Annotated in this window: 21 protein-coding genes and 1 pseudogene; 11 read left to right on the top strand and 11 right to left on the bottom strand. The window is 73.5% G+C overall.

Features of this window, described 5'->3' with window-relative positions; genetic code table 11:
• Positions 1–6: 6 nt before the first annotated feature.
• Positions 7–327, bottom strand: coding sequence for a gas vesicle protein GvpO (locus tag ABD335_RS11235; RefSeq protein WP_344322055.1), 321 nt, complete (start codon positions 325–327; stop codon positions 7–9).
• 305 nt (positions 328–632) lie between these two features.
• Here ABD335_RS11235 and ABD335_RS11230 point away from each other — a divergent pair, with 305 nt between their 5' ends.
• Positions 633–848 carry an I78 family peptidase inhibitor gene (locus ABD335_RS11230; protein ID WP_344322054.1) on the top strand — a complete coding sequence of 72 codons (216 nt, stop codon included), beginning with the start codon at positions 633–635 and terminating at the stop codon, positions 846–848.
• 152 nt (positions 849–1,000) lie between these two features.
• Here ABD335_RS11230 and ABD335_RS11225 read toward each other — a convergent pair whose 3' ends face one another.
• Both ABD335_RS11225 and ABD335_RS11220 read right to left on the bottom strand, forming a co-directional pair.
• Complete coding sequence (locus ABD335_RS11225) at positions 1,001–2,053, bottom strand: phosphatase PAP2 family protein (RefSeq protein WP_344322053.1); 1,053 nt, start codon at positions 2,051–2,053, stop codon at positions 1,001–1,003.
• A 207-nt stretch (positions 2,054–2,260) separates the two neighbouring features.
• Positions 2,261–3,457: a mannosyltransferase family protein gene (locus ABD335_RS11220; protein ID WP_344322052.1), complete on the bottom strand. Its 1,197-nt coding sequence runs from the start codon at positions 3,455–3,457 to the stop codon at positions 2,261–2,263.
• 203 nt (positions 3,458–3,660) lie between these two features.
• On the opposite strand from ABD335_RS11220, the gene ABD335_RS11215 reads away from it, so the two are divergent.
• Positions 3,661–5,460: an MFS transporter gene (locus ABD335_RS11215; RefSeq protein ID WP_344322051.1), complete on the top strand. Its 1,800-nt coding sequence runs from the start codon at positions 3,661–3,663 to the stop codon at positions 5,458–5,460.
• 55 nt (positions 5,461–5,515) lie between these two features.
• Positions 5,516–6,700 carry an acyl-CoA dehydrogenase family protein gene (locus ABD335_RS11210; protein ID WP_344322049.1) on the top strand — a complete coding sequence of 395 codons (1,185 nt, stop codon included), beginning with the start codon at positions 5,516–5,518 and terminating at the stop codon, positions 6,698–6,700.
• Positions 6,701–6,755: 55 nt separating this feature from the next.
• Here ABD335_RS11210 and ABD335_RS11205 read toward each other — a convergent pair whose 3' ends face one another.
• A complete protein-coding gene (locus tag ABD335_RS11205) occupies positions 6,756–7,199 on the bottom strand; it encodes a cell division protein SepF (RefSeq protein ID WP_344322048.1) in 444 nt (147 codons plus the stop codon).
• 306 nt (positions 7,200–7,505) lie between these two features.
• Here ABD335_RS11205 and ABD335_RS11200 point away from each other — a divergent pair, with 306 nt between their 5' ends.
• The 3 genes from ABD335_RS11200 to ABD335_RS11190 all read left to right on the top strand — a co-directional run bounded on the left by ABD335_RS11200 (position 7,506) and on the right by ABD335_RS11190 (position 11,206).
• Entirely contained in the window at positions 7,506–8,708 is a 1,203-nt protein-coding gene (locus ABD335_RS11200; RefSeq protein WP_344322047.1) for a DUF5685 family protein, read from the top strand.
• 216 nt (positions 8,709–8,924) lie between these two features.
• Positions 8,925–9,821, top strand: a complete 897-nt coding sequence (locus ABD335_RS11195) for a S1 family peptidase (protein ID WP_344322046.1) — start codon at positions 8,925–8,927, stop codon at positions 9,819–9,821.
• A 305-nt stretch (positions 9,822–10,126) separates the two neighbouring features.
• Positions 10,127–11,206 (top strand): S1 family peptidase, encoded by a 1,080-nt coding sequence (locus ABD335_RS11190; RefSeq protein WP_344322044.1) that lies wholly within the window; start codon positions 10,127–10,129, stop codon positions 11,204–11,206.
• Between the two features lie 140 nt (positions 11,207–11,346).
• Here the strand turns inward: ABD335_RS11190 and ABD335_RS11185 are convergent, their stop codons facing one another.
• Positions 11,347–12,375, bottom strand: coding sequence for an aspartate-semialdehyde dehydrogenase (locus ABD335_RS11185; RefSeq protein WP_344322043.1), 1,029 nt, complete (start codon positions 12,373–12,375; stop codon positions 11,347–11,349).
• Between the two features lie 186 nt (positions 12,376–12,561).
• The gene (bdeA, locus tag ABD335_RS11180; RefSeq protein WP_344322042.1) at positions 12,562–13,524 is read right to left on the bottom strand and encodes a bis(hydroxyethyl) terephthalate hydrolase; all 963 of its coding nucleotides are present in this window, start codon (positions 13,522–13,524) and stop codon (positions 12,562–12,564) included.
• A 237-nt stretch (positions 13,525–13,761) separates the two neighbouring features.
• On the opposite strand from bdeA, the gene ABD335_RS11175 reads away from it, so the two are divergent.
• From ABD335_RS11175 to ABD335_RS11165, 3 genes are all read left to right on the top strand, one after another.
• Positions 13,762–14,952: an acyl-CoA dehydrogenase family protein gene (locus tag ABD335_RS11175; RefSeq protein ID WP_344322141.1), complete on the top strand. Its 1,191-nt coding sequence runs from the start codon at positions 13,762–13,764 to the stop codon at positions 14,950–14,952.
• A complete protein-coding gene (locus ABD335_RS11170; RefSeq protein WP_344322041.1) occupies positions 14,949–16,076 on the top strand; it encodes an acyl-CoA dehydrogenase family protein in 1,128 nt (375 codons plus the stop codon). The genes ABD335_RS11175 and ABD335_RS11170 overlap by 4 nt, the downstream gene beginning before the upstream one ends.
• Positions 16,077–16,242: 166 nt before the next feature.
• Complete coding sequence (locus tag ABD335_RS11165; RefSeq protein WP_344322040.1) at positions 16,243–17,142, top strand: esterase/lipase family protein; 900 nt, start codon at positions 16,243–16,245, stop codon at positions 17,140–17,142.
• A gap of 25 nt (positions 17,143–17,167) precedes the next feature.
• Here ABD335_RS11165 and ABD335_RS11160 read toward each other — a convergent pair whose 3' ends face one another.
• On the bottom strand, positions 17,168–17,812 hold the full coding sequence (locus ABD335_RS11160; protein WP_344322039.1) for a pyridoxamine 5'-phosphate oxidase family protein: 645 nt from the start codon (positions 17,810–17,812) through the stop codon (positions 17,168–17,170).
• An 87-nt stretch (positions 17,813–17,899) separates the two neighbouring features.
• Positions 17,900–18,946, bottom strand: coding sequence for a lytic polysaccharide monooxygenase auxiliary activity family 9 protein (locus tag ABD335_RS11155; protein WP_344322038.1), 1,047 nt, complete (start codon positions 18,944–18,946; stop codon positions 17,900–17,902).
• A gap of 249 nt (positions 18,947–19,195) precedes the next feature.
• On the opposite strand from ABD335_RS11155, the pseudogene ABD335_RS11150 reads away from it, so the two are divergent.
• Positions 19,196–19,693: pseudogene (locus tag ABD335_RS11150) on the top strand (NUDIX hydrolase); the annotation flags it as partial.
• Between the two features lie 103 nt (positions 19,694–19,796).
• Here ABD335_RS11150 and ABD335_RS11145 read toward each other — a convergent pair.
• A complete protein-coding gene (locus ABD335_RS11145) occupies positions 19,797–20,621 on the bottom strand; it encodes a dioxygenase family protein (protein ID WP_344322037.1) in 825 nt (274 codons plus the stop codon).
• Positions 20,622–20,692: 71 nt separating this feature from the next.
• The gene (locus ABD335_RS11140; protein WP_344322036.1) at positions 20,693–21,250 is read right to left on the bottom strand and encodes a DoxX family protein; all 558 of its coding nucleotides are present in this window, start codon (positions 21,248–21,250) and stop codon (positions 20,693–20,695) included.
• 99 nt (positions 21,251–21,349) lie between these two features.
• Here ABD335_RS11140 and ABD335_RS11135 point away from each other — a divergent pair, with 99 nt between their 5' ends.
• Complete coding sequence (locus ABD335_RS11135) at positions 21,350–21,808, top strand: MarR family winged helix-turn-helix transcriptional regulator (RefSeq protein ID WP_344322034.1); 459 nt, start codon at positions 21,350–21,352, stop codon at positions 21,806–21,808.
• A gap of 158 nt (positions 21,809–21,966) precedes the next feature.
• Here the strand turns inward: ABD335_RS11135 and ABD335_RS11130 are convergent, their stop codons facing one another.
• The gene (locus ABD335_RS11130; protein ID WP_344322033.1) at positions 21,967–22,593 is read right to left on the bottom strand and encodes a hypothetical protein; all 627 of its coding nucleotides are present in this window, start codon (positions 22,591–22,593) and stop codon (positions 21,967–21,969) included.
• Positions 22,594–22,662 lie beyond the last annotated feature (69 nt).

The following is a 22,662-nucleotide window of genomic DNA, read 5'->3' as shown; positions in this document are numbered from 1 at the left end:
CAGCTCTCAGCCGCGGCGGGTCGGGTCGGCCCGGCCGCGTTCGTAGCGGCGGAGCCGGCGATACCCGGTGAGACGGCCGTCTCCGTCGAGGGTCACCTCGTACGAGGCCATCAGACTCATCGTGTCCGGAACCCGTTCGAGTTCCAGGACCTCCACCTCCAAGGCCCAGCCGTCCCCGGTCCGTTCGAACCGGGACACGCTCTCCGCGTGCAGGCCCGTGAGGTCGGTGAACTCCGCCCGGGCCGTGCGCAGCACCTCGCCGGGCGGGAGGGGACGCCGTCCGTCCTCCACCGCGTGCTTGCCGTCGTCGTTCGTCTTCTCTGTCATGGGCTCCTCTTCAACACCGGGTACCGCGTGAGGTCCTCCGCAAACATCCGTCCACGGAGGGGAATTGGGAAGCGCTCGGAGAATTCCTCCGTCCTGTTCCCGACACGTGCCCGCCGTGTTTTCCCCAACACCCTTGGAAGAGAAATGGAAAGAGGTCCCGGACGTGAATCCCGTGCGGTCCGGACGGCACGTACGAGTGACACCGGCAACGGTGGGCGCACTGCGGAGCGTTGTGACACAAGCGTGACGACGCCACGATCGGGTCGGAACTTCCGCCTGCTCCACCGGCGTCGTACGGTGCTGCCATGGCACCCGTACCAGCGACCCCGAACACGCCGGACGACGACCCCGAGACCTACGTCGGACTCGACGTCCGCACCGCCGAACAGCAGGCCCGCGACCGCGGGTGGACCACCGTGCGGACGCTCCCGCCGGACGCGGTGATCACCATGGAGTACCTGTCCGGACGGCTGAACTTCACGGTCGAGAACGACACCGTGATCCGTAGCTGGAAGGGCTGAGACGAGAACGCGGACGGCCCCCGTCCTCCTCCCCGGATCGGAAGGGGAGGGAGGGCGGGGGCCGTCGTGGCGCGGGGGAGGGGGTGCGTACCGACCCCGCGGGCCCGGCGCACAACCGGCGCCGGAGCACCGTCACTTCGACGGTGCGGACGTCACTTCCGCGGACCCAGCGGGGCGGTGCGGGAGACCGTGCGCTCCCCGGGCGGTCTGCGGCTGCCGCTGGGGGTGACGGGCGAACGCTCCGAACGGGCCGCGTGCCGGCCCGCGTGGGAGGGGTGGTGGGTGCGGGGATCCCCGGCGCGTCCCGGTCGGTCGGCGGACCGGGAGGACAGGACCGGTTCGGGAGACGGGGCCGGCGGCCGCACGCCCGCCGCGCCGCCGCGGCCGATCGGTCCCGCGCCGACGCCCGGGAGGCGCGGCCGGACGAATCCGGGCGCGGAGCTCTCCCGCAGCCGGTACCAGTGACGCAGCAGATACGCCTCGACACGGGCGATGAGCGGCTCGAACCAGGGCAGGGCCAGCAGGATGAGCAGTCCGCAGGCCCACCCGAGAAGCACGTCGCTGACCCAGTGGGTGCCGATGTAGACGGTGGTGGCGCCCACGCCGAGCGCGAAGACCGCGGCGACGACGGACAGCCGGCGCCGGGCGCGCGGCGTGGTGGCCAGATAGGCCAGGATGCCCCAGGTGACCACCGCGTTGGCGGTGTGGCCGGAGGGAAATATGTCGCCGGTCAGGAACATCTCGTTGGCGCCGATGCGGTTCGCGTAGTGCGGCCCCTCGCGCCCCATGCCCAGTTTCGCCGCCCCCACGATCACGTTCAGCATCAGCAGGGAGGTGCCCAGGGCCAGCAGCGGGCGCAGGGTCCGCTGCCGCCAGGAGCGCCAGCCGAGCCAGGCCGCGACCAGCACCGCGGTGGGGCCGCGCTGGCCCAGCACCACGAAGTAGTCGAGGAAGGCGTGGAGCTCCGGCCACTGCTTGTAGGGGCGGAAGAGCATGACCTGCCAGTCCAGCCGGACGAGCCGGGAGGAGGTCAGCACCGCCATCACGATGGCCGCGCAGATCCCCAGCGTGGTGAAGAAGAGCGCCTTGCGGACGCCGCTCATCCCCGGTGGGGGAGTGAGCGGCCTCGCTGGCTCCTGTTCCAGGCGGGAGAAGATCCGGTCGGTACGCACTCCATCGAGATTACAGGCGGTGACGGGCGGCATAGCACCGGGCACCGGCTTCGTAATGCCTATGTGATGTGGAAACTTCCTCGTCGGACACTTCCGCCATCCGTTTTTCCCGATGGAGGGAGAAGCCCGCGGATTTTCCGTCCGACCGTCGTCCGGCCGCTATTGGAGTGGCTCCCCGTGTTCTTTTTCCCTTGTGGACGGGCGCGGTCAACCGTCCATTAACCGGAGGGTGGGACGCGCTCAGGGCGGTCCCGAACCGTGCAGCCACACGGCTCCGTACACCGCCGAGCCGAGGGCCGCCACGGCGAGCACCGCCGCCGCCCGGGCGGCGCGGACCCGCGCCAGGGCGACGGCGATGGGCAGCAGCAACGGGAAGGCCGGCAGCAGCAGTCGCGGCTTGGAGCCGAAGTAGCCCTTGGCGCACAGGGCGAGTAAGACGATCACCCCGGCGTACGCCAGCAGGGGCGGGGGCTGCCGCTGCCGTACGCACAGCACGTACAGCCGGATCACCAGGGCCACTCCGGCGAGCAGCGCCACACCGGCGACCACCGAACCGGTCAGGTGCCGCCAGACGAACGCGGCGAAGGCCAGGCCGCCGTCGAAGCCGTTGCCCCACTGGTCCTGCACGTCGAGATAGCCCAGCGGGTCGCCGGTCCGCGCTCCCACCCACCCCACGTAGGCGAGCCAACCGAGCGGGGCGAGGAGCGCCCCGGCCAGGACGCGGGGCGGCAACCACCTGTCCCGGTGCGCGCGTTCGGCCGCGGCGATCCACACCGCCGCCACCACCGCCGCGCCCACCGGCCGGGTCAGCCCGGAGAGCGCGGCCAGCGTGCCCGCCCACACCCACCGGCCGGTCAGCACGGCGTACAGCGTCCAGGCGGCCAACGCCGTGAACAGTGACTCGCTGTAGGCCATCGACTGCACCACCCCGACCGGCAGGGCGGCCCACAGCACGACCAGCGTGACGCCCGCCCGCCTGCCGTACAGCAGCTCGCCGATCGCGAACAGCCCGGCGGCGGCGCACAGCGAGGCGACGGCGCTGACGACCAGCCCGGCGTCGCCCGCGCTCACCGGGACGAGGGTCGACAACCCCCTCTCCAGGACGGGCAGCAGGGGGAAGAAGGCCAGATCGGGATGGAGGTCCCCGTTCGCGGCCCGCGCGACGTGGCCGTAGCCGTCCTCGGCGATGCGGGCGTACCACACGGAGTCCCAGCGGGCGGAGAGCAGTCGGCGCGCGCTGGTGTCCGCCCCGGTGGACCACAGGGCCAGCACCAGCAGCCCCAGCACCCGTACCCCGGCGTAGGCCACCAGCGCGGGCGCCGCGTACCGCAGCGCCTCGCGGACGGGCCGCCGGGCGGTGCCGTCGGGGCGGACCGCGGGCGGTCCGGCGGGCTCCCGGGGCGGTGACGGGAAGGGGCGCAGGTCGCTCGCGGGCATGAACGAGGAGCGTAACGGGCCCGGACGCGGGGGCGGGGCGGGTCCCGGAATGGTGTCAAGGTGAGGTCGGCCACGCGGCCGCGCGGAGGACTCGCGTACGCTAACGGGTCACTCGTCCCTCCACACCGGGCCGGACGCCGTCCCCGCGTTTCCGGCATTCCCCACGGCGACGGTTGGGTGCGAGCGCAACAGGAGGTGCGTACATGTCCGGGACGACCACGGCCGGAGCCACCAGGGCGGCGGACGTCCCCCAGCAGAGGCCGCAACGGACGGAGGAAACGGAACGGAAGGGACGACGGAGGGGACGGAGCGCCGTCCCGGCCGCTCCGGCGGGACCGGCCAACCGCTGGACCGTGCTCGTCGTCCTCTGCGTCAGCCTGCTGCTCGTGGCCATCGACGCGACGGTGCTGCACGTCGCCGTCCCCGCCGTCTCCGAGACGCTGCGGCCCGGGGCCGTCGAGCTGCTGTGGATCGTCGACGCCTACCCGCTCGTCTGCGCCTCCCTGCTCATCCTCTTCGGCACCCTCGGGGACCGCGTGGGACGGCGCCGGGTGCTGCTGGGGGGATACGCCGTCTTCGGTCTCGCCTCGGCCCTGGCCGCGTACGCGACCGGCCCGGGGATGCTCATCGCGGCGCGTGCGCTCCAGGGCGTCGGCGGCGCCATGATCATGCCCGCCACCCTGTCGATCCTGCGGCAGGTCTTCCCCGACCGCCGCGAGCGGGCGCTGGCCATCGGCGTGTGGAGCGCGGTCGCGGCCGTCGGCGCCGCCGTCGGACCGCTGGTGGGCGGCTTCCTGCTGGAGCACTTCTGGTGGGGCTCGGTCTTCCTGGTCAACATCCCGCTGATGCTGCTGTGCATCCCCGTCGGACGGTGGCTCCTGCCGGAGTCCACCGGCGACCGGGACGGCCCCTGGGACGTGCTGGGCGCCCTGCTGGCCGCCGCCGGCCTGTGCACGCTGATCCTCGGCGTCAAGCGGGCGGGCGAGGGCGAGGTGGTCCACGCCGGAACGGTGGGCCCCGTGGTGGTGGGCCTGGTGCTGCTGACGCTCTTCGTGCGCCGTCAGCGCCGCCGCCGCCATCCCCTGGTGGACTGCGGCAGTCTGGCCCGTCCCGCCTTCGGCACGGCCGTGGCCTGCATCGTGCTGACCGTGCTGGCACTGGTGGGCCTGGCGCTGATCGCCGCCCAGTACCTCCAGCTCGTCCTGGGCCTCGGCCCCCTGGAGACCGGTCTGCGGCTGCTGCCGCTCAGCCTCGCCGCGATCGCCGCGGGGCTGGTCGGCTCCCGCCTGCTGCGCCTGATGGGGCCGCGCGCCATGGTCGCCTCGGGCTTCGTGCTCACCGCCGCCGCCGTGCTCCTGCTGACCTGCGTCGGCGAGCAGGACCGGCCCGCGCTCCTGGCCGGCGGGTTCGTCCTGCTCGGCTTCGGCCTGGAGACGACGCTGTTCGGCTCCTACGAGTCGATGCTCAACGAGGCGCCGGCCCACCGGGCGGGCGGTGCCGCCGCGATCGGCGAGACCGCCTACCAGCTCGGCGCGGGGTGCGGCATCGCCGTCCTCGGCACCGTCATGAACGCCGCCTACGCGCCCGGCGTACGGCGTGCGGAGGGCGTGCCCGAAGGGGCCAGGGCGGACGCCGCCGACTCGCTGGGGGAGGCCTACGAGGTCGCCGAGCGGCTCGGCGGCCCGGCCGGGGAGGCGCTGCGCGCGGCGGCGAGGGAGTCGTTCGTCCACGGCCTGCACGTCTCCCTGCTGGTCAGCGCCGGACTGCTGCTGATCGGCGCGCTGGCCGCGCTGCGGCTGCCGCGCACCGCGGAGCCCCGGCCGCGGGACGGCGAGGACGTCCCCGGGCGGAGCGCCCGGAAGTCCGGGAAGGACACCGTCCGCGGGACGTCCACCGCCTCCTCCGGGCGTCCCTCCCCGGGGCACCCCGCCTCCGGGCACTCCGCCGGACCGCCCGGGCGGCAGGACGGCTCCCTCTTGTCCGGGGGCGTCACCCGTCCGTAACGTCGGCCACGAGCGCGAAGATCACCCCGCGAAGCCCGTCCCGTCGGAGGCCCTCATGTCCAGCTCCGTCCCGCCGTTCGACCCCGCCGACCCCCTCGGCCTGGACGACCTGCTCACGCCCGAGGACCTCGCGGTGCGCGACACCGTCCGTTCCTGGGCCGCCGACCGGGTGCTGCCGCACGTCGCCGAGTGGTACGAGCGCGGCGAGCTGCCCGTCGTCCGGGAACTGGCCCGCGAACTGGGGTCGATCGGCGCCCTGGGCATGTCCCTGGAGGGCTACGGGTGCGCGGGCGCGTCCGCCGTCCAGTACGGGCTGGCCTGCCTGGAGCTGGAGGCCGCCGACTCCGGCATCCGCTCCCTGGTCTCGGTGCAGGGCTCGCTGGCGATGTACGCCGTCCACCGCTACGGCTCGGAGGAGCAGAAGCGGCAGTGGCTGCCGCGGATGGCGGCCGGCGAGGCCATCGGCTGCTTCGGGCTGACCGAACCCGACCACGGCTCCGACCCGGCCGGGATGCGCACCTTCGCCAAGCGCGACGGGGGCGACTGGGTGCTCAACGGCCGCAAGATGTGGATCACCAACGGCTCGGTGGCCTCGGTGGCCGTCGTCTGGGCCCGCACCGACGAGGGCGTCCGCGGCTTCGTGGTGCCCACCGACACCCCCGGCTTCTCCGCACCCGAGATCAGGCACAAGTGGTCCCTGCGCGCCTCGGTCACCAGCGAACTGGTCCTGGACGACGTACGGCTGCCCGCCGACGCGGTGCTGCCGGAGGTCGTCGGGCTGCGCGGGCCGCTGAGCTGCCTGAACCACGCCCGCTACGGCATCGTCTGGGGCGCCATGGGCGCGGCCCGCGCCTGTTTCGAGACGGCCCTGGAGTACGCGCGCACCCGCGAGCAGTTCGGCCGGCCGATCGGCGGCTTCCAGCTCACCCAGGCCAAACTCGCGGACATGGCGGTCGAACTCCACAAGGGCGTGCTGCTCGCGCACCACCTGGGGCGCCGGATGGACGCGGGACGGCTCCGTCCGGAGCAGGTCAGCTTCGGCAAGCTGAACAACGTGCGCGAGGCGATCGAGATCTGCCGCACCGCCCGGACGATCCTCGGCGCCAACGGGATCTCCCTGGAGTACCCGGTCATGCGGCACGCCACGAACCTGGAGTCGGTGCTGACCTACGAGGGCACCGTGGAGATGCACCAACTCGTGCTGGGCAAGGCGCTCACCGGCCTGGACGCCTTCCGGTGAGCCGCCCGCCGGGCCCGGCCCGCCGGATCGCCGCCGGCCGGAGCGGCGGACGCGTTCAGCTCTGGTTGAAGAAGCCGCCCTCGGTGGCGCGGTGGTCCACGCCGCTGACCACCTCGTAGTCGGACGGGGTCAGCAGGAAGACGCGCGTGGCCACGCGGTCGATCGAACCGCGCAGCCCGAAGATCAGGCCCGCGGCGAAGTCGACGACCCGCTTGGCGTCGGCCGGGTCCATGGCGGTGAGGTTCATGATCACCGGGACGCCGTCCCGGAACAGTTCGCCGATGGTCCGGGCGTCCCGGAAGCCGTCCGGGGTGATCGTGGCGATGCGGGTGCCCTGGCCGTGGGCGGTCTCCGCGGTCACCCGCACCCTCGGATCGGTGGCCCATGTGTCGCGGACGTCCTCGGCCTCGGAGCCCTCGGCATACTCGTCGTCGTAGTAGCGCATCTCGCTGTCGTCGACGAGGCCCAGCCAGGCACTCGCCTTGCGCACCGATCCCATGGACGCCTCCTCTCACAAGCACGGTCCACCGTGTCTGGCAGTGCCTCCGCCGCGGGGCCCGCACCCCTATGGTCGTCCATGATGCTGACAACGCGCCAAACAGTTACCGGTTCCGCACGGGTTTCGTGACGGTACTGGTGCACAAGGCGCACGGGAGCGCGGTGCCGGAGCGAGGGCCACGGCCGTACGCGGGGGGTGACGCGGGGCGGGGCCGGCGGTCCCGCCGGACGAATGGTCACCGAGGGCATACGGGTGAAGTGCCCGGTATCGTGGCGGCCACTCATCGACCAAGCCAACGGGGGGATCTTGTTCGGCATCATCAGGCCGTGCCGGCACAGTTTGGACGAGGGGCTGCGGGCGGCGTGGACGGCCCATCTGTGCGGGCTGTGCCTGGCGTTGCGCGGCGATCACGGCCAGTTCGCCCGGATCGTCACCAACTACGACGGGCTCGTGGTCTCGGTGTTGACCGAGGCTCAAATACCGCGCGCCGGCGACGGTTCCGGCGGGCTGCGGCGCACCGCGGGACCGTGCCCGCTGCGCGGGATGCGCACCGCCTCGGTGGCCCGGGGCGAGGGGGCCCGGTTGGCCGCGGCGGTCTCCCTGGTGCTGGCCTCGGCGAAGGTGCGCGACCACGTCGCCGACGGGGACGGGGTGTTGGCGCGCCGACCGGTGGCGGCGGCGGCGCGCAGGGTGGCGGCCGGCTGGGACCGGGCGGGGGCGCGCACCGGGAGCGAACTGGGCTTCGACACCGTGGTGTTGACCGAGGCCGTCGAGCGACAGCCGCTGGTCGAGGCCGCCGTGGGACCGGGCGGCTCGCTGCTCGCGGTCACCGAGCCCACCGAGACCGCGACCGCCGCCGCCTTCGCCCACACCGCCGTCCTGGCGGGCCGGCCCGGCAACGCGGCGCCGCTCGCCGAGGCCGGCCGGCTCTTCGGCCGGCTGGCGCACCTGCTGGACGCCGTGGAGGACCTGGCCGCCGACGAGGAGTCGGGTGCCTGGAATCCGATAGCCGTCACCGGCACGCCCCTGCCGGAGGTGCGGCGGCTGTGCGACGACGCGGTACACGGCGTACGACTGGCGCTGCGGGACGTGGAGTTCGGAAACGACGAGGGCGCGGCCCTGGTGCGGGCGCTGCTCGGCCGCGAACTGCGGCACGCGGTGGGGCGGGCGTTCACCGCCGGAGGCGCCACCCCGCCCCACACGGGAGCGCCCCGTCCGGGAGCGCCGTACCCGGGAGCGCCGTACCCGGGACCGCCGCGTCCCGAACCGCCGCGGCGGCGGCGGGGGTTGATGGCCGGATGTGCCGTGTGGTCGGCGCTGTTCTGCACCGGTCAGATTTGCTGCCGTGAGGAGTACGACGACCCCTGGGAGGAGCGCAAGCGCGAGGGGTGGTGCCACTCCTGCGACTGTTCCGGTTGCAGCGACTGCGGAAATTGCTGTGACTGCTGCAACTGCTGCGGCGAGGAGGGCGGTTGCGACTGTTGCAACTGCGACTGCGGATGTAGTTGACATGAACAGTGCGTAGCTGATGTCCGATATGTGGGGCGGCCGGTGCGCTCAGCGCGACGTTTTGCCGGCCGCCCCCTTGCGCGTGGTGATCGAGCGTGTGAATACTCCCCTCAGCGCTTGTCAGGGACGCGTCGAACAGCGGGTTCCTGCGGCGTCGCGCGTGCCCGTGCCCCACCACACGGGTCCCCCCATTTTCTTCACAGGAGGAAGAGACCAGTGAGGATCAAGCGCACCTCCCCCCACGCCGGTCCGGCCAGACGCGGTCGCGTCCGTCTCCTCGCCGCGGCCTCCGGAATCGTGGCCGTCGCGGCCCTGACCGTCCCCGCCTCGGCGAACGCCGAGCCCGCCCCCGCGCCGGCCACCCAGGTCGCCATGGCGAACAAGGCCATGAAGACCGCCGACGTCGCCGGCACCGCCTGGTACACCGACAAGGAGACCAACACCCTGGTCGTCACGGTGGACAGCACGGTCAGCCAGGCCGAGATAGCCAAGATCAAGAAGGAGGCCGGGGCCGGCGCGGACGCGATCCGCATCGAGCGCACCCCGGGCACGTTCACCAAGCTGATCTCCGGCGGCGACGCGATCTACAGCGGCGGCGGGCGCTGCTCGCTGGGCTTCAACGTCCGCTCCAGCAGCGGCGTCGACTACTTCCTGACCGCCGGCCACTGCACCAACGGCACCTCCACCTGGACCAACGGCTCCACCACCCTCGGCTCGACGGCCGGGTCCAGCTTCCCGGGCAACGACTACGGCATCGTCCGCTACACCAGCTCGATCAGCCGTCCCGGCCAGGTCGGCAGCCAGGACATCACCCGCGCCGCCAACCCGTCCGTGGGCCAGACCGTCTACCGCCGCGGCAGCACCACCGGTACCCACAGCGGCCGCGTCACCGGCCTGAACGCCACGGTCAACTACGGCGGCGGCGACATCGTCTACGGCCTGATCCAGACCAACGTCTGCGCCGAGCCCGGCGACAGCGGCGGCCCGCTGTACTACGGCACCACCGCCTACGGCCTGACCTCCGGCGGCTCCGGCAACTGCAGCACCGGCGGCACGACCTTCTTCCAGCCGGTCGTCGAGGCGCTGAACGCGTACGGCGTGAACGTCTACTGATCCTCACCGCTCTTCCGCCCCGGGCCCGAAGGCCCCGTGGCCCACGAACCCCCGTCCGGCAACCGCCGGGCGGGGGTTTTCGGCGTGTCACGCGACCGCGCCCGTGGCGCGGAGGGCGCGCGGGCTCGGCGTGCCGAGGAGCGGAAGTCCGGGGATGATGGGCCGACACCGGCACGTTCACCCTGCGCGCACGATGTGTCACCCAGTGTGTACACGCCCGTCGGGCGAGGAAGGATGACCGAGCCGGACATTCCTCCGGAGTCGTCCCGGTTCGGTCGGCTCCATCCCCCACGGGAGGCACAGAGTTGAAGCACCAACGGACATTCGCATGGCGCGCGGCCGCCGCGGGCGCGGGCACGGCGGCGTTCCTGTGCGCCACCCTCGTCCCGGCGAGCGCGGACCCGGCCCCCTCGGTCGGCACCACATCGGCCCCCCTCACGGCCGCCGCCGCCACCGAACTGGCCTCGTCCCTCGCGGGCGACCTCAAGGACGACATGGCCGGCGCCTACTACGACGCCGACGCCCGGAAACTGGTGGTCAACGTACTCGGCGAGCCGGCGGCGGAGAAGGTCCGGAAGGCCGGCGCCGAGCCCCGGATCGTCCGGCACTCCCTCGCCCGGCTCGGCACCGTGCAGAAGGACCTCACGGCCAAGGCCCTTCCCGGCACCGCGCGCGCCGTCGACCACCGGCTCAACAAGGTCGTCGTGACCGCGGACGCCTCGGTGGAGGGCGAGGCCCTGAACGATCTGGAGGAGCAGGTCGCCGCCCACGGCGACAAGGCCGTCCTCAAGCGCGTCAAGGGCGAGTTCGCCCCCCTGACCGCGGGCGGCGACGCCATCTGGCGGGGCGACAGCGCGCGCTGCTCGCTGGGCTTCAACGTCACCCGGAACGGCCTGGCGTTCTTCCTGACCGCCGGCCACTGCGGCGAACTCCTCGACACCTGGTCGACCTCCCGCAACGGGCGGTACGTCGGCGTCACCGTGGCGAGCAGCTTCCCCGGCGACGACTACTCCCTGGTGCGCTACACCGCCCGAGTGGACCACCCGAGCCGGGTGAACCTCTACAACGGCACCACCCAGGCGATCACCCGGGCGGCCGATCCCATCGTCGGCCAGCGGGTGTGGCGCAGCGGCAGCACCACGGGGGTCCGCAGCGGGCAGGTCGTGGCGACGGACGTCTCCGTCACCTACCCCCAGGGCACGGTCGGCGGTCTGATCCAGACCACCGTCTGCGCCGAGCCCGGCGACAGCGGCGGCCCGCTGTTCTCGGGCGAGACCGCCCACGGCCTGACCTCCGGCGGCTCCGGCAACTGCCGCACCGGAGGCGTGACCTTCCACCAGCCGGTGACCGAGGCGCTGCGGGACCACGGCGTCCGGCTCGGCTGACGCCCGACCGGCGCCGAGCGCCCCTTCCGCGGACCTCCGGACGCGCTCCGCTCCGGGGGTCCGCCGCCCCGCCCCCGCCCCGGCCCGGAACGCGAGGACGCCGGGGCGGAGGCGGGGAGGGGCCGAGAAGGGGTTCTCCGCTAGCGGGACTCGGCCGCGACCAGCTCCGCGATCTGGACGGCGTTGAGGGCCGCGCCCTTGCGGAGGTTGTCGCCGGAGCAGAACAGGGACAGGCCGTGCTCCACGGTCTCGTCCGCGCGGATCCGGCCCACGTAGGTCGGGTCCTGGCCGGCGGCCTGCTGCGGGGTGGGGACCTCGGAGAGGGCCACGCCCGGGGCGCCCTCCAGCAGCTCCAGGGCGCGCTGCGGGGTGATCGGACGCTCGAAGCGGGCGTTGATCTGGAGCGAGTGGCCGGTGAAGACCGGCACGCGCACGCAGGTGCCCGAGACCTTCAGCTCCGGGATGCCCAGGATCTTGCGGCTCTCGTTGCGGAGCTTCTGCTCCTCGTCGGTCTCGCCCCGGCCGTCGTCCACGACGGAGCCGGCCATCGGCAGCACGTTGAAGGCGATCGGGCGCACGTACTTGTTCGGCTCGGGGAAGTCGACGGCCGCGCCGTCGAAGGCGAGCCGGGTGGCGTCGCCCTCGACCGCCTTGCGGACCTGCTCGTCCAGCTCGGCGACGCCGGCCAGACCGCTGCCGGAGACCGCCTGGTAGGTGGAGACGACCAGGGCCGTCAGCCCCGCCTCGGCGTGCAGCGGCCGCAGCACCGGCATCGCGGCCATGGTGGTGCAGTTCGGGTTGGCGATGATGCCCTTGGGACGCTCGGCGACGGCCTGCGGGTTCACCTCGGAGACCACCAGCGGGACCTCGGGGTCCATCCGCCAGGCCGAGGAGTTGTCGATGACGACCGCGCCGGCGGCGGCCACCTTCGGCGCCAGCTCGCGAGAGGTCGCGCCGCCCGCGGAGAACAGCACGATGTCCAGCCCCGTGTAGTCGGCCGTGGTGGCGTCCTCGACGGTGACCTCGCCGTCCTTCCAGGGCAGCGTCCGTCCCGCCGAGCGGGCCGAGGCGAACAGCCGGAGCTGCTCCACCGGGAAGTTGCGCTCGGCCAGGATCCGGCGCATCACACCGCCGACCTGACCGGTGGCTCCGACGATCCCGATTCTCATGGGGCTCCTTCTCATCGTGGGTGTCCCGCTGCGTCAGCCTTCTACCCTGCCCTGCCGGAACCGGAGGTGCCAATTTCTTTGTCCCACGTCACATTCCGCGCGGTCGGTGGCGTACGCGCAGGTGGCGGCCGCCGAGGGCGACCGCCACCCGTCCCGGGGGCCCGTCCGGTGCCCCGGGTGTCCGCGTCAGTGCGGGCAGTTGCCGCGGAACTCCTCGATGGCGAGGCTCGGCCGCGGCAGCGGGCACAGGAACTGCTCGTAGCGGGTGTCGTCGTCCACGAAGCGCTTCAGCCAGGAAATGCTGTACTTCGCGATCTCGGTGTTGGAGGTGTTCGGCGCGAAGTGCGTCGCGTTGTTCAGCTCCATGTACGCCCGGTCCGTGGAGGAGGGCAGGCTCTCGTAGAACGGCTCGGCGTGGGAGCTCACCGGGGCGATGGAGTCGCCGTCGGCGCCGACGATGAACGTCGGCACGGTGATCTCGCGCCAGGTCTTGTCCAGGTTCCACGGGGTGAGCGGGATCGCCGCCTTCAGCGAGGGCCGGTCCTTGGCGGCCTCCAGACTGCCGCCGCCGCCCATGGAGTGGCCCATGACCGCCAGCCGGCCGCTGTCGATCCGGTTGCGGACCGAGCTGCGCTGGGTGAGGTAGTCCAGCGCGGCCAGGAGCTGGTCGCCCCGGCCGGCGGGCTGGTCCATCCGCGTGAGGGTGTCGATGGTGAAGACCACGAAGCCCTGGGAGGCCAGGCGCGGGCCGAGCCAGGCCATGCTGGACTGGTCGGCGGTGAAGCCCGGCGAGATCGCCACGGCGCCGAAGGTGCCGTCGCTGGTGGTGGTCGGGTAGTAGATCGTCCCGCCGCCGAAGCCGGTCACCGACAGGGACGAGACGCGGTCCTCCGAGACCGCGTAGGGGCCGCGGAGGGCCTCGATGCTCCGCTCCGTGGGGTCCGGGCCGCGCTCGTAGGGGTTGTCCGCCGCCGCCCGGACGGCGGTGGGGACGGCTCCGGTGTCCGGTGACGCCTGGGCGGTGGGCAGGGCGACGCCCGCGCCGCCGAGGACCAGGGTCAGGGCCACGCCCAGCTTCGCCAGGCGGTGCCGGGAGGTGCGCTCGGGCCGTCCCGCGGCCGGGGCGGCGTCGTGCTGCTGCGGCTCCATGAGGGTGTGTTCTCCCGATGTGTAGGGGGTGCCTTGGGGGGTCGAACAGGCGTCATCGTGGAGTCGGAGGAAGTCACTCCGCATCGGTGAAATCACCGGTCTCCGCAGCGGGGTCCGGCACCGGACGGACGGCGGTGCCGCCGGAACCGTTGACGTACCGGTCGGTATGCCACGAGGATGAGCAAGCGCTTAGTCGTGGTCCGTGAAGGAGATCCCGTGCCCCCTGCGAACGCCCCCGTGACCGATCCGGACGAGCTGCGCCGCTGCGTGCGGGAGCTGCTCGCCGCACACGACCCGGCCACCACCGACCGGCTCGACTTCCTGCGCGCCCGCTACGACGCGGGACTCGCCTGGGTGCACTTCCCCCACGGCCTCGGCGGACTCGACGCCCCCCGCACCCTCCAGGCCGTCGTCGACGCCGAGCTGGCCGCCGCCGGCGCGCCCGACAACGACCCCGGCCGCAACGGCATCGGTCTGGGCATGGCCGCGCCCACGATCCTGCGGTACGGCACCGGGGAGCAGAAGCGGCGCTTCCTGCGCCCGCTGTGGACCGGCGAGGAGGTGTGGTGCCAGCTCTTCAGCGAGCCCGGGGCCGGCTCCGACCTGGCCGCGCTCGCCACCCGCGCGGTGCGCGACGGCGACGGGACGGGGGACTGGATCGTCAACGGCCAGAAGGTGTGGACCTCCAGCGCCCACAACGCCCGCTGGGCCATCCTGATCGCCCGCACCGACCCGGACGTCCCCAAGCACCGCGGCATCACCTACTTCGTCTGCGACATGACCGACCCCGGCGTCGAGGTGCGGCCGCTGCGCCAGATCACCGGTGAGGCGGAGTTCAACGAGGTCTTCCTCACCGACGTGCGCATCCCCGACGCCCACCGCCTCGGCGAGGTCGGGGAGGGCTGGAAGGTCGCCCAGACCACGCTCAACAACGAGCGCGTCTCCATCGGCGGGCAGCGCATGCCGCGCGAGGGCGGGATGATCGGCAAGGTGGCCGCCACCTGGCGCGCACGCCCCGAACTGCGCACCCACGGCCTCCACCGGCGGCTGCTGTCCGGCTGGGTGGGCGCCGAGGTCGCCCGGCTCACCGGCGAGCGGCTGCGCCAGCAGCTCGCCGCGGGCCACCCCGGCCCCGAGGGCGCGGGCATGAAGCTCGCCTTCGCCCGGCTGGCGCAGGAGCTGAGCGGCCTGGAGGTCGAGCTGCTGGGCGAGGAGGGCCTGGGCTACGACGACTGGACGCTGCGCCGCCCGGAGGCCGTGGACTTCACCGGCCGCGAGGCCGGCTACCGCTATCTGCGGGCCAAGGGCAACTCCATCGAGGGCGGCACCTCGGAGATCCTGCGGAACATCGTCGCCGAGCGGGTGCTGGGACTGCCCGCCGAGCCCCGCACCGACAAGGACGTCCCCTGGAAGGAGCTCGCCCGATGACCGACCTGCTCTACTCGGAGATCGAGGAGGAGCTGCGCTCCAGCGTCCGCGCGCTGCTGGCCGACCGCTGCCCGCACGAGAGCGTCCTGGCCCGCTGCGAGACCCCCGAGCCGTACGACCGGAAGCTGTGGCGGGCCCTCGCCCGCGACCTGGGCGCGGCCTCCCTGGCCGTGCCCGAGGAGGCCGGGGGAGCCGGGGCCTCGGTGCGCGAGGTCGCGGTGGTGCTGGAGGAGCTGGGCCGGGCTGCCGCGCCCACGCCGTACCTGGGCAGCGCCGTCCTGGCCGGTACCGCCCTGCTCGCCCTGCCGGGCAGCGGCGAGGCGGCGGAGCTGCTCGCCGCACTGGCCTCGGGCGAGCGCACCGCCACCCTGGCGGTGCCCCTGTCCACCGCGCCGGGGACGGGCGCGTTCCCCACCGCCGTACGGGCCGACAGCGCCGGCACCCTGACCGGCACGGTCACCTCCGTGGCGGACGCGGCGGTCGCCGACGTGCTCCTCGTCCCCGCCGAGGGGAGGGACGGACCGGGGCTGTACGCGGTCGAGGCGAGCGCCGCGGCCCTGACCGTCGCCCCGCGCACCTCCCTGGACCTCACCCGCCCCCTGGCCGACGTCACCCTCGCCGGCACCGCCGCCCGACGGCTGGCCGGCCCCGGGGACGCCCCGGCGGCGCTGGAGCGCGCGCTGCTCACCGGCGCCGGACTCCTCGCCTCCGAACAGCTCGGGATCGCCGAGTGGTGCCTGACCGCCACGGTCGCGTACCTCAAGGACAGGCGGCAGTTCGGACGTCCGCTCGGCTCCTTCCAGGCCCTCAAGCACCGTCTCGCCGACCTGTGGCTGGACGTGGCGGGCGCGCGGGCCGCCGCCCGGTACGCCGCCGACACCCTGGCCGGCGGCGATCCGGACGCCCCCGTGGCCGTCGCGGTGGCCGCGTCCCACTGCGGCGACCTGGCGGTGCGGGCGGCCGAGGAGTGTGTCCAGCTCCACGGCGGCATCGGGATGACCTGGGAGCATCCGGCGCACCTGTACCTGAAGCGGGCCAAGGCGGACCAGATCGCGCTGGGCACCCCGGACCGCCACCGCACCGCGCTCGCGGACCTGGTGGACCTGCCGGCGCCGACGGCCTGAGAGCGGCCCGAACCCCACACGGCGGGGGCCGGGAGCGGAACGATCCGCTCCCGGCCCCCGCCGTGTGCGTCGTCCCGCCCGGAGGAAGTGCCGCACGGAGTCTGGTCCGTTGCCCTACTCGTCAGTAATTTGACATGGACGCAACAGTTCGAGGCGAGGAGGCCTCATGAAGCCGTCCAGGCAACGCGTACGAAGACTGCTCCGTCTGCTCCCGGCGCTGGCGCTCGCCGCGACCGCCGCGCTGGTCCCCACGGCCGCCCAGGCCGCACCCCCCACGGCCGCCGCCGCGACCACCACCGCCACCGCCGCCGGTGGCTGGAACGACTACTCCTGCACCCCATCCGACAGGCGTCCCCGCCCGGTGGTGCTGGTGCACGGCACCTTCGGCAACTCCGTCGACAACTGGCTCGGGCTGGCCCCGTACCTGGTCGCGCGCGGTTGGTGCGTCTTCTCCCTCGACTACGGCGCGTTGCCGGGCGTGCCCTTCTTCCACGGGCTCGGCCCGATCGAGGAGTCGGCCCGGGAACTGTCGGCGTACGTCGATCGGGTGCTGGAGGCGACCGGGGCCGACGAGGTCGACATCGTCGGCCACTCCCAGGGCGGGATGATGCCGCGGTACTACCTGAAGTTCCTCGGCGGGGCCGGGAAGGTGAACGCCCTGGTCGGCATCGCGCCCAACCACCACGGCACCGACCTGCTCGGACTCACCCGGCTGCTGGAGTACTTCCCCGGGGTGGAGGACCTGCTGGGCACGCACACCCCCGCCCTGCGGGACCAGGTGGTCGGCTCGGACTTCCTGCGCCGGCTCAACGCGGGCGGCGACACCGTGCCCGGGGTGGAGTACACCGTGATCGCCACCCGGTACGACCAGATCGTCACGCCCTGGCGCACCCAGTTCCTCGACGGGCCGGGCGTCCGCAACATCCTGCTCCAGGACGTGTGCGCGGCCGACCTCTCCGAGCACCTGGCCATCGCGCTGATCGACCGGCTGACCTTCCACCTGACGGCCAACGCCCTCGACCCGGCGAACGCCCGGCGGGTGAACTGCCTGTCCTACTTCTCCTGACGGCCCGCCGAACGGCCGTCCGGCCTCACCCGTAGAGCCGCTCGGCGTACCGAGGGCCGTAGTACTCCTCCAACGCCTCCAGCGGCACGTCGGACCGCTCCAGGGCCTTGGCGATCCGGGCGCGGGAGGGCAGCGCCTCCGGCCGCCAGGACTCCGGGTCCCAGGCGCCGGAGCGCAGGAAGGCCTTGGCGCAGTGGTGGTAGACCTCCTCGATCTCCACCACCAGGGCGAGCCTCGGCCGGTTGTTCCGCACGACCATCTCGTCGAAGAAGGGAGCGTCGCGCACCAGCCGGGCCCGGCCGTTGATCCGCAGGGTGTCGCCGCGGCCCGGCACCAGGAAGATCAGCCCCACCCGGGGGTTGGACAGGACGTTGCGGAAACCGTCGAGCCGCTTGTTGCCGGGGCGGTCCGGGATGGCGATCGTCCGGTCGTCCAGGACCAGGGCGAAACCGGGCGGATCGCCCTTCGGTGAGACGTCGCAGGAGCCGTCGGCGGCCGAGGTGGCGATCAGGCAGAGGGGAGAGTGGGCCAGCCACTGCCGGTCGAGTTCGTGTAGCGCGGTGCGGACCTTGTCCTTGACGTACGGGACGGGGTCGCCCACCAGTTCGCGCAACTCCGCTTCGGAGGCGACTTCCGTCAACTCCGCTTCCCAGGAAGCTCTTTGACTCATCGAACGATTGTAGGGGCCGGACACGCGGCGCCGCCGTCGCCCCGGAGGAAGAGGAGGGCGACGGCGGCGCGGTCGGGGCGCGCCCGGTCAGGCGCGGTGGCGGCCGCCCACGGCACGGCGGCGGACGGTGGTCAGCACCACGGCTCCGCCGAAGAGGACGGCCGCGGCGCCGCTCAGCGCGACGGCGGTGGTGGTGCCGTCGCCACCGGTGTCGGCGAGGGCGACCTCCTCCGTGGCGCCGCCGTTCGGGGTGGCGCCGCCGGGCGCGGCGGACTCGGCCGACCCGGCCCCCTCGTCCTGCCCGGTCGGCGCCGTCGCGGCCGGCTCGCCGCCCTTGTCGCCGGCCGGGGCGGACTTGACGGCGGCCTGCTGCTCGCCGGACTTCCCACCGGGCTCGTGGCCGTGCTCGTCACCGCCGTGCCCGCCGTGATCGACCGTGGACTTCTCGGCGTTCTCGGCGATCTGCTCCTCGGTCGGGGCGGCGGGGGCCTGGCCACCGCCGCCGAAGGTGACGTCGGAGCAGCTGTAGAACGCCTCCGGACTGTCCGAGCGCTGCCAGATGGCGTAGACCAGGTGACGGCCGGACCGCTCGGGCACCGTGCCGGAGAAGACGTAGGCGCCGTTCTCCAGCCTCGGGTCGGTGACCTTCGCGAACGGCTCCGACTCCAGGTCCGACCACTTCAGCGGCTTGGTCGGGTCGTAGCCCTCCTTGGTGAGGTAGAGCTCGAACGTGCCCTTGTGCGGGGCGGTGGCCCGGTAGCGGAAGGTGCGGTCGCCGGCGGACATGGGACTGGCGGGCCAGTCGGCGCGCGGCAGGTCCAGCCCCTTGTACTTGTCGCGGCCCGCGCTGCACAGCTTCCCGTCGGGGACGATCTGCCGGTGGCGCCCGGCGGCGTCGCCGATGTTGACCTCGTTCCAGTCGTACAGCGGCTGGGTTCCGCCGGCGGCGACGAGCGCCTTGCACGCCGCCGACTTCGGGCTCTCCGGTCCCTCCGCGTGGCAGGCGGCGATCCGGCTGACCGGGTCGGTCATGGAGCCGTGGGCGGCGGCCGGCGACGCGGCCAGCGCGGTCAGGACGAGCGGTGCGGCACCGACGGCGGCGAGGGCGGCGACGGTCCTGCGGCGAGCGGTCATCGTGGGTTCTCCTCCGGCTGCGGGGCGGACGGTGGGGGGTGAGGGACCGGGGGGCTCCCCGCGAACCGACCCCGGTTACCGGCACGTTAACCACGGCGACCGGACGATCCGGCGGTTCTCGGCGCCGAGGGAGGATCTTTATGGCGGCGTTAAGGGACGGCTCACGGCCGATTAAGAACACCGGCGGGAAGCCGCTGTCACAGGCCGGTGCGATGATCCCCCGTCATGAGGATCACCGGGAGAAGCGGTCGGCACAGCGAGGTCGTCGACGTCCACCTGTTCCTGCGGCGCGGCGACGAGGTGCTGCTCGCGCGCCGGGCCGGCACCGGCTACGCCGACGGGCTGCTGCACGCGCCGTCCGGACACGTCGAGGACGGCGAGGACGTGCGGGAGGCGATGGTGCGGGAGACGCGGGAGGAGATCGGACTGCGGCTGGAGCCGGAGGAGTTGAGGGTCGCCCTGGTGATGCAGCACCGCTCGCCGAGGGGCGAGCCGCGGACGGGGTGGTTCTTCGAGGCGTGGCTGGGGGAGGGGCGCGAGCCGGTCAACGCCGAGCCCGACAAGTGCTCGGAGCTGGGCTGGTTCCCGCTGGACGCGCTGCCCGACGACATGGTCGCCTACTGCCGCGCCGGGTTGGACGCCTACCGGGCCGGCGAGCGCTTCGCGCTCCACTGGCACCTGCCCGGAGACGCCATCGCCCACGACCCGAGCGCCCCCGGCCGGCTCGTGGTGCTGCCGGCCTCCTGAACCCTTCTGAGCCCTCCTGAACCCTCCTGCAACGGAGTCGGCCTCCTCCGGACGACTCGGGGGGAGGCGTCCGGAGGAGGCCGGCGGACCGGAGGAGGGAGGGTCAGCCGAGCTGCACCGAGCGCTTGGCCAGCCCGGCCCAGAACCCGTCGATGACGGTGCGCTGGGTGTCCAGGTCGTCCTCGCCCGCGCCCAGGGTGACGAACAGCGGCGCGAAGTGGTCGCTGCGGGGGTGGGCGATCCGGCCCGCCGGGGCCCGGTTCTCGAAGTCCAGCAGGGCGTCGAGGTCCGCCCGGGCCAGGGCCTCGCCGCCCCACGCGTCGAACTCCTTCGACCAGCCCGGGGCCTGGTCCGGCCCCGCGCCCCACGTCAGGCCGCGCAGGTTGTGGGTGAAGAAGCCGCTGCCGACGATGAGCACGCCCTCGTCGCGCAGCGGGGCCAGCCTGCGGCCCAGCCTCAGCAGCTCCTCGGGGTCGAGGGTGGGCATGGAGAGCTGGAGCACGGGGACGTCGGCGTCCGGGTACATCTCGACCAGCGGCACGTACGCGCCGTGGTCCAGACCCCGGTCGGGGGCGTCGTACACCGGGGTGCCGGGGCCGGCGAGCAGCGCCCGCACCTTCGCGGCCAGCTCGGGGGCGCCGGGGGCCGGATAGGCGACCCGGTAGTAGTGCTCGGGGAAGCCGTAGAAGTCGTAGACCAGCGGGACGGTCCGGGTGGCGCCCAGCGTCACGGGGGCCGACTCCCAGTGGGCGGAGACGATCAACACGGCCTCCGGACGCGGCAGGTCACGGGACCAGGCGGCGAGCTGCGTGGTCCACAGCTCGTCGTCGGCCAGGGGCGGGGCGCCGTGGCTGAGGTACAGCACGGGCATGCGGTTCCCCGGGGCGCGGGGGGACGGCCGGGTGGACGGCTCGGTGGACGGGGTCATGGCGGTGTCTTCCGTTTCGTGCTTTCCGGTGCGGTGGAATCTGCCGCTCCGTCGGGTCCGTGCGGGGTGTGTCAGGCGCGGAGCAGCAGGGTCACGCCCGCCACCACGAGACCGAGCACCACGGCGGCCACGCCGTGGGCGAGCCGGTGCGAGCGGAGGACGGGCAGGGCGCGGTCCACGGCCCAGCGGCCGGGGCCGGCGAGGGCGAGCGCGGCGGCGCCCGCGACGAGGAGGAGCTCGTACTCCACGCCCTCGGGCGAGAAGAACCCGCCGCCCCACTTCACCGCCACCGCGTTGATCATGGTGCCCAGGACCGCGGCCCCGGCGAGCGGGGTGAGCAGGCCGAGGACGAGCGCGAGGCCGCCGAGGGTCTCGGCGAGGGCGGCGACCACGGCGAACGCCTCCGGGGCCGGGTAGCCGAGCGAGGCGAAGAACATCCCGGTGCCCTCGACGCCGCCGCCTCCGAACCAGCCGAAGAGCTTCTGCGCGCCGTGCACGGCCATGATCGCGCCGAGCGCGACCCGCAGCAGCAGGAGCCCGGCGTCGTGGGCGGGGTTCGACGGCGTCGGGACGTCGACGGTCCCGGCGGGGGCGGCGGTACGGGGGATGGCGCCGGTGGGGGCGGTCATGCGGGTCTCTCCCTGCGTCATGTCGTTCAAATTCGAATTACTCGGTCGCGGTCAGCGTACAGCGAGGTTCGAATTTGAACAACCGCGTAGAATGGGTCCATGAACGAGCCCCGATGGCTGGACGAACTGGAGATGGCGGCCTGGCAGGGCTTCCTGGAGGCGAGCAACCGCGTCGCCCGACGGTTGGAACAGCAGCTCAAGGACGAGGCGGGCCTGTCCCACCCGCAGTACGAGATCCTGGTCCACCTCGCCGCCGCCCCCGACGGCGAGATCCGCATGACCGAGCTCGCCGAGCGGCTGATCACCTCCAAGAGCGGCCTGACCTACCAGGTCGGCCAGTTGGAACGGCGCGGCCTGGTGCGGCGCCGCGCCTGCCCCACCGACGTCCGGGGCGTCTTCGCCGTCCTCACCGACGCCGGACGGGAGCTGCTGCACCGCGCCGCGCCCGGCCACGTGGCGGCGGTGCGCGAGGTCCTCGTCGACGTCCTCGACCGCGACCAGCTCGCCGTGCTCGCCGAGGCGCTCGGAGAGGTCGGCCGCCGGCTGCGCCGCGCCTGACGGCCCCGGAGCGTTCCCGGGGGTTCCGGGACGCCGCCGCAACGCCGCGAGGGGCCCCGCCCCGCCGCGTACGACGGTGACGGGACCCCTCGCCCCCCGATGGCGCCCGGCAACGACCGGGCGGGACCCGGTGGAACCGGTGGACTCGGTGGCGGGCCTCAGTGGAGCTTGGCGACCGCCGTGCGCGTGGTCGTCCGGAAGTCCTCCACCCGGGCGTGCTCGAAGGTGCCCATCTGCGCCCACATCACGACCGTGACGGTGCGGCCGTCGCGGCCCACGCCGAACAGGTGGATGCCGTTGTCGGCGTCCGGCAGGGAGGTGTGGACGCCGTGGACGTGGGCGCCCTCCTCGACGTCGAGGCGGCCGTAGTCCCGCCACTCGGCGTGGCCCTGGGGGTGCTCCTCCAGGTAGTCGGCCGCGCAGTCGCGCACCGACGCCTCCGCCGCGGCGGCCAGCTTCCGCGCCGCGCCCGTGTTCGCGGCCCGCACCGTCACCTGCACCGCCCAGGTGTCGTACTCGGTGCCGAACTGCCGGTGCCGGGCCCCCTGGGAGGGCAGCGCGTCCTCCAGGCAGAACACCGGGAACTCCGGCAGCCCCTCGGTGACCTCGCCCGCGTACCACGGCGAGGACGGGTGCGGCGGCAGCTCCTCGGCGGAGAGGAAGCGCGGCTCGGCGGCCGGGGCGGGCGCGGCCTGGGCCGTGCCCGTCGGGGTCAGTGCCATGGCGGTGGCGGCGGCCACCGCGGCCGCGGCCACGACGCGGCCGGTGTGCCTGCGGATGTGCATATGTGCGTCCCTCGATCGGTTCGTTGACGTCTCGTCACCACGAGACTCGGCCGCCCTGTCACACGGTGG

Source organism: Streptomyces macrosporus (assembly GCF_039533145.1).
GTDB classification, from domain to species: Bacteria; Actinomycetota; Actinomycetes; order Streptomycetales; family Streptomycetaceae; genus Streptomyces; species Streptomyces macrosporus.
The sequence above is the reverse complement of the archived record's forward strand: the minus strand, read 5'-3'. Positions and strand labels throughout refer to the sequence as shown.

Coding starts and splice junctions, on each gene's coding strand:
- ABD335_RS11235 (WP_344322055.1), bottom strand. CDS start 327: ATGACAGAGAAGACGAACGACGACGGCAAGCACGCGGTGGAGGACGGA.
- ABD335_RS11230 (WP_344322054.1), top strand. CDS start 633: ATGGCACCCGTACCAGCGACCCCGAACACGCCGGACGACGACCCCGAG.
- ABD335_RS11225 (WP_344322053.1), bottom strand. CDS start 2,053: ATGCCGCCCGTCACCGCCTGTAATCTCGATGGAGTGCGTACCGACCGG.
- ABD335_RS11220 (WP_344322052.1), bottom strand. CDS start 3,457: ATGCCCGCGAGCGACCTGCGCCCCTTCCCGTCACCGCCCCGGGAGCCC.
- ABD335_RS11215 (WP_344322051.1), top strand. CDS start 3,661: ATGTCCGGGACGACCACGGCCGGAGCCACCAGGGCGGCGGACGTCCCC.
- ABD335_RS11210 (WP_344322049.1), top strand. CDS start 5,516: ATGTCCAGCTCCGTCCCGCCGTTCGACCCCGCCGACCCCCTCGGCCTG.
- ABD335_RS11205 (WP_344322048.1), bottom strand. CDS start 7,199: ATGGGATCGGTGCGCAAGGCGAGTGCCTGGCTGGGCCTCGTCGACGAC.
- ABD335_RS11185 (WP_344322043.1), bottom strand. CDS start 12,375: ATGAGAATCGGGATCGTCGGAGCCACCGGTCAGGTCGGCGGTGTGATG.
- bdeA (WP_344322042.1), bottom strand. CDS start 13,524: ATGGAGCCGCAGCAGCACGACGCCGCCCCGGCCGCGGGACGGCCCGAG.
- ABD335_RS11170 (WP_344322041.1), top strand. CDS start 14,949: ATGACCGACCTGCTCTACTCGGAGATCGAGGAGGAGCTGCGCTCCAGC.
- ABD335_RS11165 (WP_344322040.1), top strand. CDS start 16,243: ATGAAGCCGTCCAGGCAACGCGTACGAAGACTGCTCCGTCTGCTCCCG.
- ABD335_RS11160 (WP_344322039.1), bottom strand. CDS start 17,812: ATGAGTCAAAGAGCTTCCTGGGAAGCGGAGTTGACGGAAGTCGCCTCC.
- ABD335_RS11155 (WP_344322038.1), bottom strand. CDS start 18,946: ATGACCGCTCGCCGCAGGACCGTCGCCGCCCTCGCCGCCGTCGGTGCC.
- ABD335_RS11145 (WP_344322037.1), bottom strand. CDS start 20,621: ATGACCCCGTCCACCGAGCCGTCCACCCGGCCGTCCCCCCGCGCCCCG.
- ABD335_RS11140 (WP_344322036.1), bottom strand. CDS start 21,250: ATGACCGCCCCCACCGGCGCCATCCCCCGTACCGCCGCCCCCGCCGGG.
- ABD335_RS11135 (WP_344322034.1), top strand. CDS start 21,350: ATGAACGAGCCCCGATGGCTGGACGAACTGGAGATGGCGGCCTGGCAG.
- ABD335_RS11130 (WP_344322033.1), bottom strand. CDS start 22,593: ATGCACATCCGCAGGCACACCGGCCGCGTCGTGGCCGCGGCCGCGGTG.